Source organism: Chelatococcus sp. HY11 (genome assembly GCF_018398335.1).
In the GTDB taxonomy this organism is placed as follows: Bacteria; Pseudomonadota; Alphaproteobacteria; order Rhizobiales; family Beijerinckiaceae; genus Chelatococcus.
In genome coordinates, this window is record NZ_JAHBRX010000002.1 from 249,089 (window position 1) to 263,490 (window position 14,402).

The window sequence follows — 14,402 nt, forward strand, 5'->3', positions numbered from 1 at the left end:
GTGTCAGTCCTTCACGAGTTCGAGGTCGCCAAGGGCGCCGACACGGGCGCCGTAGCCGGGCGGGACGAGGATGGTGGCGAGATCCTGCTGGATGATCGCGGGTCCTGCCCCCGCCCAGTGGGAAGACAGGTCGCTCCACGCATAGACCGGCACATCCGGGAGCCAGCGCCCCCCTGATCTGACGCTCCGACGCTCGACGGGTTCGGGTTCCGTCCCCGCGCCCGCCAGCGCGATCGCGCCGGGCTTGGCCTGACGCCCGAGCGTGCGCACGCGCAACGTGTCGATGCTCACGGGGGCGCCGGGATTGGCATGGCCGAACAGACGCTCGTGCTCGGCGTGGAACGCCGCCGCGATCGCGTCGAGCCCACCGCCAGCGGCCACGACCGTCGACAGGTCGATCGACAAGGTGAAGGATTGCGCCGTGTAGCGCATGTCCGCGAGATGGATGAATTCCGTCTCCTTGACCTGGCCCTCGTGGCTTTGGCGTTTCAGCCAGTCGCGCCCTTCCTCCGCCAGCGTGGCGAAAACACTGAAAATGTCGGCTTGTGCGAGGGGCTGGCCCTGAACGGTGCGCACGGCATCATGCATGAGATCCGACACGAGCCCGCCAAAGGCGCAGAAAACCGAGGGCAGGCGAGGGACTACCATGCGACCGATATTGATCTCGCTGGCGAGGATGGGCCCATGAACACCGCCGGCACCGCCGAAGATCATCAGCGTGAGATCTGAAGCCCCGACACCCAGGCGAGCGAGGAAGGGGGAGATCTTGGCGAGCATGTTGGACGTCGCGACGTCGATCGCGCTTTCCGCCGCCGCCACCACATCCGTGCCAAGCGCCTCCGCTATCGGCGCGAAAGCCTTCTCCGCCAAGGCACGGTCAAGCGCCACGCGCCCGCCGAGCAGCCCCTTCGGAGAGAGGTAATTGGTGATAAGATAGGCATCGGATAACGTCGGTGCCGTTCCGCCGAGGCCGTAGCAAGCCGGTCCCGGCAGGGAGCCGGCGCTGCGCGGACCGACCTTCAGCACGCCGCCGTCGAGCCACACGATGGAACCGCCACCCGCGCCGATCGCCTCGACGGCCGTCACCGGCATCATGAGCGGAAAATCTCCGACCTCCGCCTGCGCGGTGATCATCGGTCGTCCGCCATCGATCAACGAGACGTCGGCTGAGGTACCGCCCATGTCGAAGGTCAGGATGCGATCAAGCCCGAGGTAGCGGCCAAGCGTCTGTGCTGCGGTTACGCCAGCGGCTGGCCCGGAGAGCAGGGTATGGATCGGCAACTCCCGCGCTTCAGCCGCGGACATGATGCCGCCGTTCGATTTTGTGATGTAAAGCTTCGCATTAGGATAGTTTTCCCCAAGAAAATCGTCGATATCCTTGAGATAACCCTCCATAAGACGCTTCACATAGACATTGAGCAGCGTGAGCATCGCCCGCTCATATTCGGACTGCTGAGGCCACACCTCATGCGAAGCCATGATCTCGACGTCCGGAAACCGGCCCCGGATCAGCGCGACGGCCTGCCGTTCATGCGCAGGATTGCGGTGGGCATGCAGGAAGCACAGGCCGATGGTGGTGAGCCCGCGGGCGATGGCCGTCTCGACGGCCGTGATGAGCTCGGCCTCGTCCAGCGACGCATCTTCGGATCCGTCCGATAGTATTCGCTCTGTAATCGCAAATACATTCTCGCGGGGCACGAGCGGAGTTGTGCGCCGATTGAACAGATCGACCGGCTTATCGAGCCGCAGGCGCGCTATGCCGAGAAGGTCGCGATAACCCTTGGTCGTAATCAGCGCGATCGGTGGCTCGGACCGCTCGATGACCGCGTTCGTGCTGACCGTCGTGCCATGCACCACAAGGATCGGGCTGTCATGGGCCACGCCATAGCGAGCGACGAGATCCCGGACACCCTGTTTCACCGTATCGGCGAAGTTAGGCCGCGAGGTCGGGGCCTTGTGACTGCCGATATCGACGTACCCGTCACCCTCGTCCTTCCAGATGGCAAAGTCGGTAAACGTACCACCAATATCGACGCCAATTCTCAGCATTCGTCCACTCTCGCCATTTGGCTGGTCACGTCGTGCCTCAAAGTTGAGCACGCCAAATCATGCACTTGACGACTAACCAACATTGCGTGCAGCATATTTGTCAATACCGTTGCTGTATATGGAACACTTCGAACCGAGGGGTCGATGAGTTCACTGGACAACGCGTTACGCATTCTTTCTCTTCTCAACGCCCAGCACCCTGTTCTCAGGGTGGGGGAGGTCGCGCGACACGTGGGTCTGCCTAAGACCTCCGTCTCGCGACTGCTCAAGGCGATGGGCGAGAGCGGGCTGTTGGAGCGCGAAAGCGGGAGCTTCGGCTACATAGCCGGGCCGCGTGCGCTCGTTCTCGGGGAGCTTTATCTGACGCAGCATGGCCTGTTGACGGCGATGGAACACGTATCCGACAAGCTGACGAACGAATTCGGCTTTGTCGGCTACATCAGCAAGCTCGAAAAAGATGGGCTATTCATCGTCCGTCGCAAGCATGGCAGCTATCCGTTGCGGCTTATCCGCGATGTCGGGCAGCATGCGCCCGCATTCCAGACCGCCAGCGGTCGTGCATTGCTTGCTCAATTGCCGGAGGCAAAGGCACTTGATCTCGTCGCGACAGACCCGGTCTGGATGGATCGTCCCGACGAAGTGCGCCGAATTCTCGCGGAGATCCGCGAGCGCGGGGTGAGTCTGGCGATCAGCACGGGCACGCCGGGGGTCGCCGCAACGGCGGCGGCCGTCAGCCATGCGAGCCAGGGAGAAATTTTCGCCTTCTCCATTTCCTATCCGATCGCAGCGACCGACGAGGCCATGCGGCTCGATATGGCACGCCGTGTCTGGGAAGAGGCCCAGGCGCTTGGGCGCAGTTATGGAGATCCATTGTGGGTGAGGCGGAGCGCCGGCCCGCCGGATTTTAGCCGGGCAGTGCGCTTGGCGGAGGAGCAATCCGGCGAAGTCCGGACCCTCGCAGGAGCCGAATAAGAGGGGACTAACACGATGACAGATAACAGGTTTTCTCGACGTAGTGTTCTGCGGGGTGCTGGCGCGGTTGCAGGCGCCGGCGCCATCGGCGGGTTTGGGATGACGTCCGCCAAGGCGGCGAAAGATCTTCGCGTGCTCATGGCCGGCGGCACATGGGGCGAGTGGGTCAACAAGACCTTCGCCGATCCCTTCGCGAAAGCGAAGGGCATCGAGTTCGTGTGGAAGCATGGGATCGGCCAGGAGCCGATCGTGATGGCCCAGCGCGTTCGCCCGCAATGGGATCTCAGCCATTCCAGCCAGACCAAAGCCGGCCAGCTCGTGGCCATGGGCCTCTATCGTCCCTGGACGGCGGACCGCATTCCCAATATCGAGAAAGTCCATCCATCGTTCCGCTACGAGCAACTCGTCGGCAAGTGCCACACGCCCTACGGCCTTTGCGTCAACACCAAGAGAATTACCCGTCCAGTCGATTCCTGGCTCGACATGTGGGATCCGGCCTTCAAGGGCAAGGTCGCCTTCCCGGCATGGAACTGGCAGGGCGAGGAAGTCTTCCATGCAATCAATATCGCCCTTGGCGGCTCCGTCGAGAACATCGAGCCCGGCATTGCCAAGTTCAAGACGCTGTTTAAGGACAACCAGTGCAAGATCATCAACAATGTCGAGCACACCAAGCAACTGCTGACGGCGGATGAAGTCTGGATCGCGCCCTACTTCGGCGCGCGTACGGAACAAGCGGCGGCGGCAGGCGCCCCCGTCGAATTCGTGATCCCGAAAGAAGGCGGGTTGTCCTGGATCTGGAACATGGCGCTCGTCGCCAACCGTCCCAAGGACAGCCTCGAACTTGCCGATGCGTTCATGAACACGACGCTTGAAGCCGAGGCGCAGATCGCTTTCGCGCGGCTGACAGGCTATCCGCCGACGAATATGGAAGCGATGCGGAATCTTCCGCCTGACCTCAAGAAGCTCGAGCTCAGCGAAGCGGACGTGGAGCTTCTCGGAAAATTGCAGCGCAACACTGACTACATGGCGATGTTTGCTTTCCGCGACCAATACGTCGAGCGCTGGAACAAGGAAGTTCTTCAAGCGGCCTAGCCGCAATTTGCCAATCAGGCTCCGCGGGGCCTGCGTGAAGCATTCATCAGATCCGCCCTGTCGGGCCGTCCCGCCGGCGGCTCCGCGATCGTGGAACTTTGCCCGGAGACATTGCCACTATGCCTGTCCTCCAGCTCGAGAGTATCGTCAAACGCTACGGCCCCGTCACAGCGCTGGGGCCTGTCGATATCGAGGTCCACAAAGGTGAACTCCTCACGCTGCTTGGCCCCTCCGGCTGTGGCAAGACGACGACGCTCCATATCATCGCCGGGCTGACCCAGCCGACCGAGGGACGACTTCTGCTGGCGGGACGCGACATCACGCGTCTCGCGCCGCCCTACCGCGACATCGGTCTCGTCTTCCAGAATTATGCGCTTTTCCCCCATAGGACGATCGCTGAGAACATCGCCTTCGGGCTGCGCATGCGCAAGGTGCCGAAGCCCGACATCACGCGCCGTGTGCGGACGATGCTCGACGTCGTCGGCCTGCCGAATGTCGAGGATCGCTATCCGCATCAACTGTCCGGAGGTCAGCGTCAGCGCGTTGCCCTGGCCCGCGCCCTGGTGATCGAGCCGCCGATCCTGCTTCTCGATGAGCCGTTGTCGAATCTCGACGCCCTGCTGCGAAAGCGGATGCGCCTCGAACTCCGCGATATCCAGCAGCGCCTCGGTATGACGACGGTGTTCGTGACCCACGACCAGGACGAGGCCTTCGAAATGTCTGACCGCGTCATCCTGATGAATGCGGGCGGCATCGAGCAGGTTGGGTCGCCTGAGGAGCTCTACGATGCGCCCTCGACGCGGTTCGCGGCTGAGTTCATCGGCGAGGCGAGTCTCATGGAAGGTGAGGTGGCTGGCATCGACGGTGACCAAGTCATGGTCGCCGTCGATGAATTGCATGTCGCCGCTAGGGCGGTGCGGCCTGGCCTCAAGAGGGGCGGCAGGGCGGTGCTGATGATCCGCCCTGAGCGGATCGAACTGGCCGATCCGGACACGCCGGGCGCGATTGCGCTGAAAGTTGCGAAGCGGGTGTTCCAGGGCGATCGCATCCTGTTTGATCTGCGCACCGGGCGGGGGCAGTCCCTCCATTGCTCCGCTCCCAATCTCGAGCGCTTTCGGGCAATCGAGACGGGCGTTCCCGTCCATGCGAGCCTGAACGAGTGCCGTGCCATCCCGGTCGAGGCGCCAGGAAATCCGGCCTGAGATGAAATCCGGCCTGAAATGAAATTGGATCTGACAGCAAGCCCAACCTGACATGAAACCGAGCCTGACATGACACGGAGCCTGACATGATCCGCGATCCCGAGGCCAGGACCGGCGCCTTCGCGAGCATCCTGCTGAGCCCCATCACTGTATTGTATCTGCTCTTTTTGCTCGCACCGATAAGCTACTTTCTGGCCGTCAGCTTCTTCAAATATTCCCCGGCCGAACTGTTCATTCCAGGTTTTACGACGGAAAATTACAGCCGTCTTCTCTTCGACAGCTACTACCGCAATGTCATCTACTCAACATTCCGTATCGCCGCCGTCGTCACGCTCATTTCGCTCGTCTTCGCCTATGCGCTCGCCTATTTCCTGGCGCGTATGACAAGCGGCTGGCGCAGCCTGCTGATGTTCCTCATCGTCGCTCCACTGATGACCGGGATTATCGTACGTACCTATGGCTGGATCGTGCTGCTCGGCAGTGACGGCCTGATCAACCGGCTGATGATGCTCGTCGGGCTCGTCGACAGCCCTGCCGCGCTCCTGCACCGCGAGGGAACAGTCATTGTCGCGCTCGTTCATATCATGCTGCCCTACATGGTGTTTCCGATATTCTCCTCGCTGACGAGCCAGGATCCGCATCTCGTTCCGGCGGCTAGCACGCTCGGCGCGCGGCCGCTCCGCGCCTTCCTTGAGGTCACCCTGCCGCTCAGCCGCTCTGGCATCGTCATGGGCTCGGCGCTGGTCTTCACCCTGACCGCGGGCTCAGTCGTCACGCCGCAGCTCCTTGGCGGCCGCGACGTCACGATGATGGGGCAGACGATCTACAATCTCGTTCTGTCGACCTTCAATTGGCCTCTGGGCGCGGCAGTGGCTGCCCTGCTCGTCCTCACCCAGTTCCTGGTCATTTCCCTCTATTTCCGGAAAACACGCGGTGCACACTGATATCGAGACATCGCCTTTGCGACCGGTACCGGTCGCGGCGCAAGCGGTCGGTCAGCGTCCTGTCGAGCCTAAGATCGACCTTCTGCCGATCGGCAGGCGCGCCTACGGTTTGCTGATCACGCTTCTGTATATCTTCTTGCTGCTGCCGATCCTGATCATCGTCTTTGCCTCGTTCAGCCCGGATCAACGCAATACCTACGCGCTCTCCAACGCTTCGCTGCATTGGTACAGGGAGTTCTTCGCGAGCAACAACTTTACCTCAGCTTTCCAGTTCAGCCTGTGGCTCGCGCTTGTCGCGGCGGTTCTGGCGACGATTATCGGCTTCATCACGGCTTATGGCATCGTCCGGTTCACCGGACGCGGCCGGAATCTGGCCCAGTCCCTCGTCATGCTGCCGATGATGGTGCCCCATATCCTGATCAGCCTGTCGCTCCTGTTGCTGCTGACGGTGTTGCCGCTCATGGAACTGTCCGCGCTGATCATCGGGCATGTGCTGATCTGCCTGCCCTTTACGATCGCCGGCATCATCGCAAGTCTGGAAGGTGTCGATCCTGATCTGGAGGCGGCCGCATGGACGCTGGGCGCCCCTCGGTGGCGTGTCTTGATCGAGGTCACGCTGCCGCTCATCGCGCCTGGCGTGCTCTCCGCATTGATCTTCGCCTTCATCATCTCATTCGGCGATGTCTATATCGCGCTATTTCTGTCGGGACCTGGGGTTACCACGCTCCCCGTCGAGATATTCTCATATATTCAATGGGAAAGCTCGCCCGTCATCGCCGCGATTACCACACTGCAGATCGTTCTCATCGTGCTGTTCGGCCTTTTTGTCGAACGGCTGGTCGGGCTGAGGACGGCGATGCGCCTCTAGCCCGCCGTCTCCATCACAGAAGAAGGATGCTACCGGCATGAAAACCATCAAGATCGGCTCGATAACGGCCGACGCGCCAGGGCGATATGAGGGGACGCTCACGACAGGCATGATGCCCGACGGCGCGGCGGTGGATATACCTGTCGTCGTCATACGTGGCGCGAGCGACGGCCCGGTTCTATGGCTGCATGGCTGTGTCCACGGCAATGAATATTGCGGGACATTTTCCATTCACACCTTTCTCAACTCGCTTTCGCCCGATGCGGTCAAGGGCGCGATTGTCGCGCTGCCCATCCTCAATCTCACGGCGTTCCGCACCCTGCGCCGCGTCAGCCCGTTCGAGGGCTTCAACAACGGCGACATGAACCGTTGCTTTCCCGGCAATCCAGGAGGTGGCTTCACCGAGCAGGTCGCGGCCGCCATCTATGCGCCGCTGAAGGAGCACGCGACACATCTCGTCGATTTCCACACGGCTTTCACCGCGACGACGCGCTGGGCGCTCTACGCGGATATCGAGGGCGAGGTCGGCCGCGTCGGCTATGACATGGCGAAAGCCTTTGGCTATGCGCATACCTTGCCAACCCCCTCCGGGACGCTCGTCGGCTCCGCGATGATGACGGCCGGAGCCGATGGCATCCCGAGCTTCATCGTGGAGGCCGGCGGCCTCGGTCCGGCTTTCACGCGAGATCAGCTCGACGACGTGGCGGAGCGGCTGCGCAATCTCGGTCGCGCGATCGGGCTGCTCGAAGGCCCGGTGACGGACTATGGCCCGCTGACGCTGTTCTCGAACTTCCACTGGGCCACGGCTCCGCGCGGCGGACTGTTCCGGCCCAAGGTCAAGTGCGGCGAACCGATCACCAAGGGCGATGTGGTCGGCACCTATACCGACCAATTCGGGGAGCCCAATGGGGACGTCCACGCCCCGGCGAGCGGCATCGTGCTCGCGCATAACCCCGGACCGATCATCCCCCAGGGCGATGTGCTCATTCACATCGGCCTTGATCCCAGACAGGCATGAGGGCAGTCATGACGCAGGAAATCATCATTGGCTCGGCGCGCTCCTCGGCCCCCGGCAAGGTCACCGGCCGTTTACATATTGGCGATGCGCCAGACGGCTCGCCGGTCGAGATCCCCGTGGTCATCATCCAGGGCGCGAAGCCGGGCAAGGTTCTCTGGCTTCACGGCTGCGTGCACGGGAATGAGTATTGCGGCACCTACATCATCCACGAGCTTCTCGGCGCGCTCGATCCCGCGCAGCTTGCGGGAACGGTGGTGGCTTTGCCGATCCTCAACCTGCCCGCGTTCCAGGCGCGCCAGCGGACGAGCCCGTTCGAGCTCTATCACGGCGGCGATATGAACAGGCAGTTCCCGGGCGATCCGAACGGCACGCACACCCAGCAAATGGCAGCGAAGATCTATGAGCCGCTGAAGACATATGCCGATGTTCTCGTGGATTTCCACACGGCAATGACGCCCGATGTACGCTGGGCGTTGTATCCAAAAGTCGGCGGCGAGGTGGAGGCGCTGTCGGAAAAAGTCGCGCGCGCCTTCGGGCTGCGTGACACCTTGCCCGCTCCGCCGACGATCCTGAACGGCTCCGCGATGATGACCGCCGCCAAGGATGGCATCGCGAGCTACATCGTCGAATGCGGCGGCAAGATGCGCGGCTTCACCGACGAATCCGTCACAGATTCGGTCGCCAGGCTCAAGAATGTGATGGTGGCGCTTGGCATGATCGAGGGGACCGTGAGGGATCACGGCCACCTCAACTATTTCTCGAACTTCGCCTGGGTGACCGCGACGCGCGGCGGGTTATTCGAAAAATCGGTGTCCTGCGGCGATCGGATCGAGGTCGGCACGGTCCTTGGCCGCTACTATGACGCGTGGGGCAATGACAAGGGCGAGGCAACGAGCCCGCAACCGGGGATCGTGCTCGCAATCCACCCTGGACCGGTCATGGCGACCGGCGAGACGCTGGTGCATATCGGGCTCGATCCGCGCCCGGTCTGAACGAGGCACCACTGTGTGCTCAGATCGGCACGCAGTGGTGTCGGGTTTGCGCCAGTCGTCACGTTTCGTTCAGGTGGCAAAACTGCTCATTTGCAGAAGTCGGCGCAGCCTGCCTGCCAGAAGGGCGCGCCTGCGGACGGTTGCGGCACGCTCGGGCGCTCCTTGCGGCCGGGCAGGTCGGAAGGTGTCGGGAGCACCCAATCCCACCAGCCATGGGCGCATTGGGACCGCCAGGCCATCTGGTCGGAAATCGTGGTGCCTTCCCGGGCCAATGCCGCATCGAGCGCGTCCACGGTCTGTCTGAGCCGCGCATCGTGGCTGTCGGTCGGCGCGTTGGCATAATCGTAGAACGCTTCCGTGAACGCTTCCATCTCCCGCGCGATATGGGGCCATTCGGCGCGGGCGAGATGCCAGGCGTCCATCCATTCAGTCACCACCGTCTCGACAGCCTCCGCCTTTGGCTTGTCCTTCACCTTGCGTGCGGTCGTCAGCATATGGCGCATCAGTTCAGCACGGGCGTGGGCATGGCGGGCGGCGAGCGCCGCCGCCTGCATCGCAGCGATCGCCGCACCGGCTTCGCGCTGAAGGTCCTCGACAAAATGCGCCATGGTATCGTCCGTCCTCGATGCTATGCGGGATGTCTCAGGGCAAGGTCGCGATGAGCCGCGTTACGCGCTCAAACAGTTCGTGTGCCTCCACCTCCGCGATGACATGCGCGTTGGCGGGGCGCTTCAGGCGCCCGTTCCAATCGATGGTGGTGCGCCCGCGCATGGGCCCGTCCTCGGTGGCGATCGCGACATGGCAATCGCGGCCTGAGAACAGTTCTGGCCAGAGCAGATAGGCAATGACGCAGGGGTCGTGCATGGGGTGGCCGACGGTGCCGAGGCTGCCGGGCCGGGGGCGTGTCAGCATGCCGTGAATGGAACGGCCGGCGGCCGTCCCGAGCGTTGCGAAGCCCGCGATCTGCTCATGGGTCGCGATCGCCTTCAGGGTGACGCCTAGCCCCATCATAACGATCGGCCGCCCGCAGTCGAACACGATCGCGGCCGCATGGGGATCGACATGCATGTTGAATTCGGCCGCCGGCGTGATGTTGCCGAGGCCGATGGCACCACCCATCAGCACGATCCGGCGGATCTTCGGCAGAATGTCGGGCGCCAGCCGAAAGGCCAGGGCGAGATTGGTGAGAGGCCCAAGCGGGCATAGCGTCAGCCCATCCGCCGCAGCGCGCAGCCGGCGGATGATCGCGTCCACCGCGTGACCCGCGTCCGCTTCGCGCGACGGCGGCGGCAACCCGGACCCATCGAGGCCATCCGGTCCGCAGACGAATTCGGCGGTCTCGAGCGCGACGATCAGCGGCCGTTCGGCCCCGCGATAGACCGGGATGTCGGCGCGGCCCGCGAGATCGAGCACCCGTAGGGCATTCACCGTCGTCTGCGCCACCGGCACATTGCCGGCGACCGTCGTGACGCAGTCGAGCGTCAGCTGTTCGCGGGCAGCGACAGCCAGCAGGATGGCGACAGCGTCATCCTGGCCGGGGTCGGTATCGATGATGATGGTTTCGCTCACGGCTCACGTCTCGTTGCGGCGGCGGCAAAGGTCTCAGGCGGCGCGCGCATTGCCGCTCATGATGAGATGGGTGAGGTCGTCCGCTGTCAGGTCCCCAAGCGGCCGGTCGACGAATTTGCGTCCCGCCCCCATGATGACCACGCGGTCGGCGAGCGCGACGACGTCGCGCATATTGTGGCTGATGAGGATCACGGTGTGACCGCCCGCCTTCAAGGTACGGATGAGGTCGAGCACGAGCGCGGTTTCCTTCACCCCAAGCGCCGCCGTCGGTTCGTCCATGATGATGATGTCGGCATTCCAGCGCAGCGCGCGCGAGATGGCGACTGCCTGCCGCTGGCCGCCGGAAAGGCGCTCGACGGGACGCGTCATGTCCTGGATGGCGACGGAGAGACGCGAGAGGTACCGGCGTGATTCCTCGATCATCTTCGCCTTGTCGAGGACGCGCAGAAACGGAAGGACGAACGGCCGCGTCAGCTCCGACCCCATGAACACGTTCTGGGCAATTGACAGGCGGGGCGCGAGCGCGAGGTCCTGATAGATCGTCGCCAGCCCGTGCTCCAAAGCGTCATGGGGCGATGCAAAGCGCACCTCCTTGCCGCGTATGGCCATCGTGCCGGATGTCGGCTCCTCCGCACCCGAGATGACCTTGATAAGGCTCGACTTGCCGGCGCCATTATCGCCGCAGATGGCGACGACTTCACCCGCATGGATATCGAGATCGACATCACGCACGGCCACCACCGGACCATAGTTCTTGCCAATGCCGCGCAGGGACAGGAGAGGAGAGGCGTTCGCCGCAGCATCGGTCATCGTCTTGCTCTCGGATCAGAGGAAATTCGAGGAGATACGTGATGAGAAAACAGTCGTCCGGCCACCCGCGCCCCTTATGACGCGGGTGGCGCGGGACCTTATTTAAGGAACTGCTTCACGTTGTTCTTGTCGACGAGCACCGCATCGACGAACAAGTACGGGCCGCTCGTCACCGTTTCCTTCGGCTTCTTGTCCACGACGATCGCCTGCACGGCGTCGACGGCCTGCTTGCCCATCTCCTCGAAGGGAATGGACACGCTGGCGACCAGCGTCGACTGCGGGTCGTTGATGCGCTCGTAGGTCTCCTTGCCTCCGTCCACGGAAATCAGCGGAATGTCGCCCTTCTTCACGCCCTGCGCCTGCAGGAGATCGTCGATGATATAGGCCTGTCCGTCGAAGGAGGCCCAGATGCCGTTGATCTTGCCCTGGTTCTGGAGAAGGAGAGCCTGCATGCCGGCGCGCACGTCATCCCGCCAGCTCTGGGTGCGCGCCATGGAGAACTTGCCGAGTTCCTTCACGCCCTGGTTCTCGGAGAGAACGACGTCAAGGATTTTGCCACGGATGCGCGACGCGATGTTCAGGTCGAAACGGGCCGTGACGATATTGCCCTGGAAGCCGAGCTGGCCGAGCAGGTAGAGCGCGGCCTCGGCGCCGATCTTGTACTCATTGCTCTGGATATCGAACAGCGCATAGGGGCTGACGCCGGACTGCACCGTGATGACCGGGATGCCGGCATCCTTGGCCGCCTTGAATTGCGCGTCCGCCTCGACGGGCTTGCCCATCGCCACGATGATGGCATCAACCTTCTTCGCGATGAGCGCGTCGAACTGCTCGGCATGTTTTGGAAGCGCGCCCTCGGAGTTGAGCAGCGTGACGTTCCAGCCCTTTTCCTTGGCCGCCGCGGCGGCCGCGTTGGCGACGCGCGCATGGGTTTCCGACGTGAACTGGAAGCCGATGACGCCGAGCTCGAAGGCCTTGGCGCCGTGGCCGAGCGCCAGCAGTGCGGCGGCGGATATGACGAGTTTTTTCAATCCAAACATCTGTGGTCCCCTCACTCTTACCTTGTTGTCACTGTTCCGAGTTCTCAATACCTACGTATTCAGACCTTGCGAATTCAGACCTTGAAGGCGGCCTTCTTCATGGCGCTCGCCGAGAAGGCGACCGAGCCGATGATGATGATGCCGAGCACGATGTCCTGCACGTAGTAGGGCGCGCCCAGGAGGACGAGCCCGTTGCCGAGCACCTTGAGCACGATGGCGGCAAAGACCGTGCCGCCGATGTTGGGCTTGCCGGGCTCGAACATCGTCATGCCGAGAAGGACGGCCGCGATCGCGTAGAGAAGGTAGTCGCCGGCCATGTTCGGCGCCGCCGAAGACAGGTTGGACGCAAGGAGCACCGCCGTGATCCCGGCGAGGAGGCCAGACAGCAGGAGGCCGATCCGCTTCATCCGCGCTGTGGCGATGCCCGCCAGCCGCGCGGCCTCGTCGGCTTCGCCCGTCGCCACCATGTGGGCGCCCGTCCTGGTCCATTTCACGAGGCCGTAAGCGAACAGCGAGACGCCGGCAAGCCAGAGCACGAGATTGGGCAGGCCAAAGGTCGTGCCCCGCGCGAGCCCCGTGAAACCGACCGGCCAGCGGCCGACGAAGGCGACGCCCTGGGTGATCATGAAGGCGAGCCCCTTGGCGACGGCAGCTGTGCCGAGCGTCATGATCAGGGATGGCACACGCAAGCGCGTCACGCCGAAGCCGTTGATGGCGCCGAGCAGCGCGCCGCACGCAAGGGCGGCCGCGACAGCGGCGAGCGGTGGATATTGGGCCTGCACGAGCCAGCCCGCCACAACGGCGGAAAGGCTCGCCATTTCGGCGATCGACAGGTCGAGCTCCGCGACCGTGAAGGCGAGCGTGAAGCCCAGCGCTAGTATCGCGAGAAAGCTCGTGTCCTTGATGACGTTGACGATGTTGACCGGCGTTGCGAAATTCGGCGCGAAGATTACGAAGAAGGCGATCAGGATCACTCCGGCAATCGCCGTGCCATAGCGGCCGACGACTTCACTCAGAATGGCCCGGCGGCTTTGGGGCGACTGCACGGTCGTCACGCTCATTGTCGTCAGTCTCCACGGGCGATCGTCGAAATCGGCGAAAGAATTTCTATGCCGCCTGTAATAGGGATCAGGGCGCCTGTCACGAAGGCGGCGGCTGGCGATAACAGGAAAGCGATGACCTCCGCCACATCTTCCGGCCGCCCAAGACGGCCGAGCGGAGTGCGAGCCGCCGCGCCCGCGACAAGGCCATTGAACTGGGCCGCGAAACCATTGCGCACCATCGGCGTGTCGATGATGCCCGGCGCTACCGCGTTGACGCGAATACCCTGCGGACCAAGCTGCTGCGCCATGCCACGCGTCAATGTGGCGACGCCACCCTTGGCGGAGCCATAGGCCAGATTGGCGCCGCCGTTGGAATGGGCGATCGACGAGATATGGACGATCGCGCCGCCGTCGCCTTGAGCCACGATCTGCCGGGTGACGGCCTTGGAGATGCGAAACACCGCGGACAGATTGATGTCGACAAGCTTGTCCCACTCATCATCGTCCATCTCGACCATCGGCACGGCGCGGGAGGCGCCGGCGCCCGTCACGAGATTGTCGATCCGCCCGAGGCGCTCCACGGCGAAGGAGACGAGTTTGGCGGGCCACTGCCGGTCCTGCACGTCACCGGCCAGAAAGACGGCTTCGCCGCCGGCCTGGTCGATGCTGCGCGCCAGCGCCTCAAGGCCGTCGGCATCGCGATCGGACAGGACGAGCCTGTGTCCCGCGCGGGCGAGCAAATGGGCGAGGGTGCTCCCGATGCCGCCGGCGGCACCCGTGATGAGCGTGACGGGAGCCGTCAT

14 protein-coding genes are annotated in these 14,402 nt (G+C 63.3%); 7 read left to right on the forward strand and 7 right to left on the reverse strand.

Translation table 11 applies throughout. The annotated features are described in order from the left end of the window. Positions 1 to 3: 3 nt before the first annotated feature. Positions 4 to 2,049, reverse strand: coding sequence for a hydantoinase/oxoprolinase family protein (locus KIO74_RS22215; RefSeq protein ID WP_213336788.1), 2,046 nt, complete (start codon positions 2,047 to 2,049; stop codon positions 4 to 6). Positions 2,050 to 2,193: 144 nt separating this feature from the next. Here KIO74_RS22215 and KIO74_RS22220 point away from each other — a divergent pair, with 144 nt between their 5' ends. The 7 genes from KIO74_RS22220 to KIO74_RS22250 all read left to right on the forward strand — a co-directional run bounded on the left by KIO74_RS22220 (position 2,194) and on the right by KIO74_RS22250 (position 9,137). Beyond that, positions 2,194 to 3,021, forward strand: a complete 828-nt coding sequence (locus KIO74_RS22220; RefSeq protein WP_213336790.1) for an IclR family transcriptional regulator — start codon at positions 2,194 to 2,196, stop codon at positions 3,019 to 3,021. A 15-nt stretch (positions 3,022 to 3,036) separates the two neighbouring features. Next, on the forward strand, positions 3,037 to 4,113 hold the full coding sequence (locus KIO74_RS22225; protein WP_213336793.1) for an ABC transporter substrate-binding protein: 1,077 nt from the start codon (positions 3,037 to 3,039) through the stop codon (positions 4,111 to 4,113). 119 nt (positions 4,114 to 4,232) lie between these two features. Beyond that, entirely contained in the window at positions 4,233 to 5,315 is a 1,083-nt protein-coding gene (locus tag KIO74_RS22230; protein WP_213336795.1) for an ABC transporter ATP-binding protein, read from the forward strand. A gap of 86 nt (positions 5,316 to 5,401) precedes the next feature. After that, a complete protein-coding gene (locus KIO74_RS22235; RefSeq protein WP_213336797.1) occupies positions 5,402 to 6,259 on the forward strand; it encodes an ABC transporter permease in 858 nt (285 codons plus the stop codon). Further along, positions 6,249 to 7,127: an ABC transporter permease gene (locus KIO74_RS22240; RefSeq protein ID WP_213336799.1), complete on the forward strand. Its 879-nt coding sequence runs from the start codon at positions 6,249 to 6,251 to the stop codon at positions 7,125 to 7,127. The genes KIO74_RS22235 and KIO74_RS22240 overlap by 11 nt, the downstream gene beginning before the upstream one ends. Before the next feature lie 37 nt (positions 7,128 to 7,164). Beyond that, on the forward strand, positions 7,165 to 8,145 hold the full coding sequence (locus KIO74_RS22245; RefSeq protein ID WP_213336800.1) for a succinylglutamate desuccinylase/aspartoacylase family protein: 981 nt from the start codon (positions 7,165 to 7,167) through the stop codon (positions 8,143 to 8,145). 8 nt (positions 8,146 to 8,153) lie between these two features. Further along, entirely contained in the window at positions 8,154 to 9,137 is a 984-nt protein-coding gene (locus tag KIO74_RS22250; RefSeq protein ID WP_213336802.1) for a succinylglutamate desuccinylase/aspartoacylase family protein, read from the forward strand. Positions 9,138 to 9,223: 86 nt separating this feature from the next. Here KIO74_RS22250 and KIO74_RS22255 read toward each other — a convergent pair whose 3' ends face one another. The 6 genes from KIO74_RS22255 to KIO74_RS22280 all read right to left on the reverse strand — a co-directional run bounded on the left by KIO74_RS22255 (position 9,224) and on the right by KIO74_RS22280 (position 14,402). After that, positions 9,224 to 9,745, reverse strand: a complete 522-nt coding sequence (locus tag KIO74_RS22255; protein WP_213336803.1) for a hypothetical protein — start codon at positions 9,743 to 9,745, stop codon at positions 9,224 to 9,226. A gap of 34 nt (positions 9,746 to 9,779) precedes the next feature. After that, positions 9,780 to 10,706: a nucleoside hydrolase gene (locus tag KIO74_RS22260; RefSeq protein WP_213336805.1), complete on the reverse strand. Its 927-nt coding sequence runs from the start codon at positions 10,704 to 10,706 to the stop codon at positions 9,780 to 9,782. A gap of 33 nt (positions 10,707 to 10,739) precedes the next feature. After that, complete coding sequence (locus KIO74_RS22265) at positions 10,740 to 11,516, reverse strand: ATP-binding cassette domain-containing protein (RefSeq protein ID WP_213336807.1); 777 nt, start codon at positions 11,514 to 11,516, stop codon at positions 10,740 to 10,742. Between the two features lie 98 nt (positions 11,517 to 11,614). After that, positions 11,615 to 12,556: a sugar ABC transporter substrate-binding protein gene (locus tag KIO74_RS22270; RefSeq protein ID WP_213336808.1), complete on the reverse strand. Its 942-nt coding sequence runs from the start codon at positions 12,554 to 12,556 to the stop codon at positions 11,615 to 11,617. A 74-nt stretch (positions 12,557 to 12,630) separates the two neighbouring features. Continuing rightward, complete coding sequence (locus KIO74_RS22275) at positions 12,631 to 13,617, reverse strand: ABC transporter permease (protein ID WP_213336810.1); 987 nt, start codon at positions 13,615 to 13,617, stop codon at positions 12,631 to 12,633. A gap of 5 nt (positions 13,618 to 13,622) precedes the next feature. Then, the gene (locus KIO74_RS22280; protein WP_213336812.1) at positions 13,623 to 14,402 is read right to left on the reverse strand and encodes an SDR family NAD(P)-dependent oxidoreductase; all 780 of its coding nucleotides are present in this window, start codon (positions 14,400 to 14,402) and stop codon (positions 13,623 to 13,625) included.

Coding starts and splice junctions, on each gene's coding strand:
- KIO74_RS22215 (WP_213336788.1), bottom strand. CDS start 2,049: ATGCTGAGAATTGGCGTCGATATTGGTGGTACGTTTACCGACTTTGCC.
- KIO74_RS22220 (WP_213336790.1), top strand. CDS start 2,194: ATGAGTTCACTGGACAACGCGTTACGCATTCTTTCTCTTCTCAACGCC.
- KIO74_RS22225 (WP_213336793.1), top strand. CDS start 3,037: ATGACAGATAACAGGTTTTCTCGACGTAGTGTTCTGCGGGGTGCTGGC.
- KIO74_RS22230 (WP_213336795.1), top strand. CDS start 4,233: ATGCCTGTCCTCCAGCTCGAGAGTATCGTCAAACGCTACGGCCCCGTC.
- KIO74_RS22235 (WP_213336797.1), top strand. CDS start 5,402: ATGATCCGCGATCCCGAGGCCAGGACCGGCGCCTTCGCGAGCATCCTG.
- KIO74_RS22245 (WP_213336800.1), top strand. CDS start 7,165: ATGAAAACCATCAAGATCGGCTCGATAACGGCCGACGCGCCAGGGCGA.
- KIO74_RS22250 (WP_213336802.1), top strand. CDS start 8,154: ATGACGCAGGAAATCATCATTGGCTCGGCGCGCTCCTCGGCCCCCGGC.
- KIO74_RS22255 (WP_213336803.1), bottom strand. CDS start 9,745: ATGGCGCATTTTGTCGAGGACCTTCAGCGCGAAGCCGGTGCGGCGATC.
- KIO74_RS22265 (WP_213336807.1), bottom strand. CDS start 11,516: ATGACCGATGCTGCGGCGAACGCCTCTCCTCTCCTGTCCCTGCGCGGC.
- KIO74_RS22270 (WP_213336808.1), bottom strand. CDS start 12,556: ATGTTTGGATTGAAAAAACTCGTCATATCCGCCGCCGCACTGCTGGCG.
- KIO74_RS22275 (WP_213336810.1), bottom strand. CDS start 13,617: ATGAGCGTGACGACCGTGCAGTCGCCCCAAAGCCGCCGGGCCATTCTG.
- KIO74_RS22280 (WP_213336812.1), bottom strand. CDS start 14,402: ATGACGGCTCCCGTCACGCTCATCACGGGTGCCGCCGGCGGCATCGGG.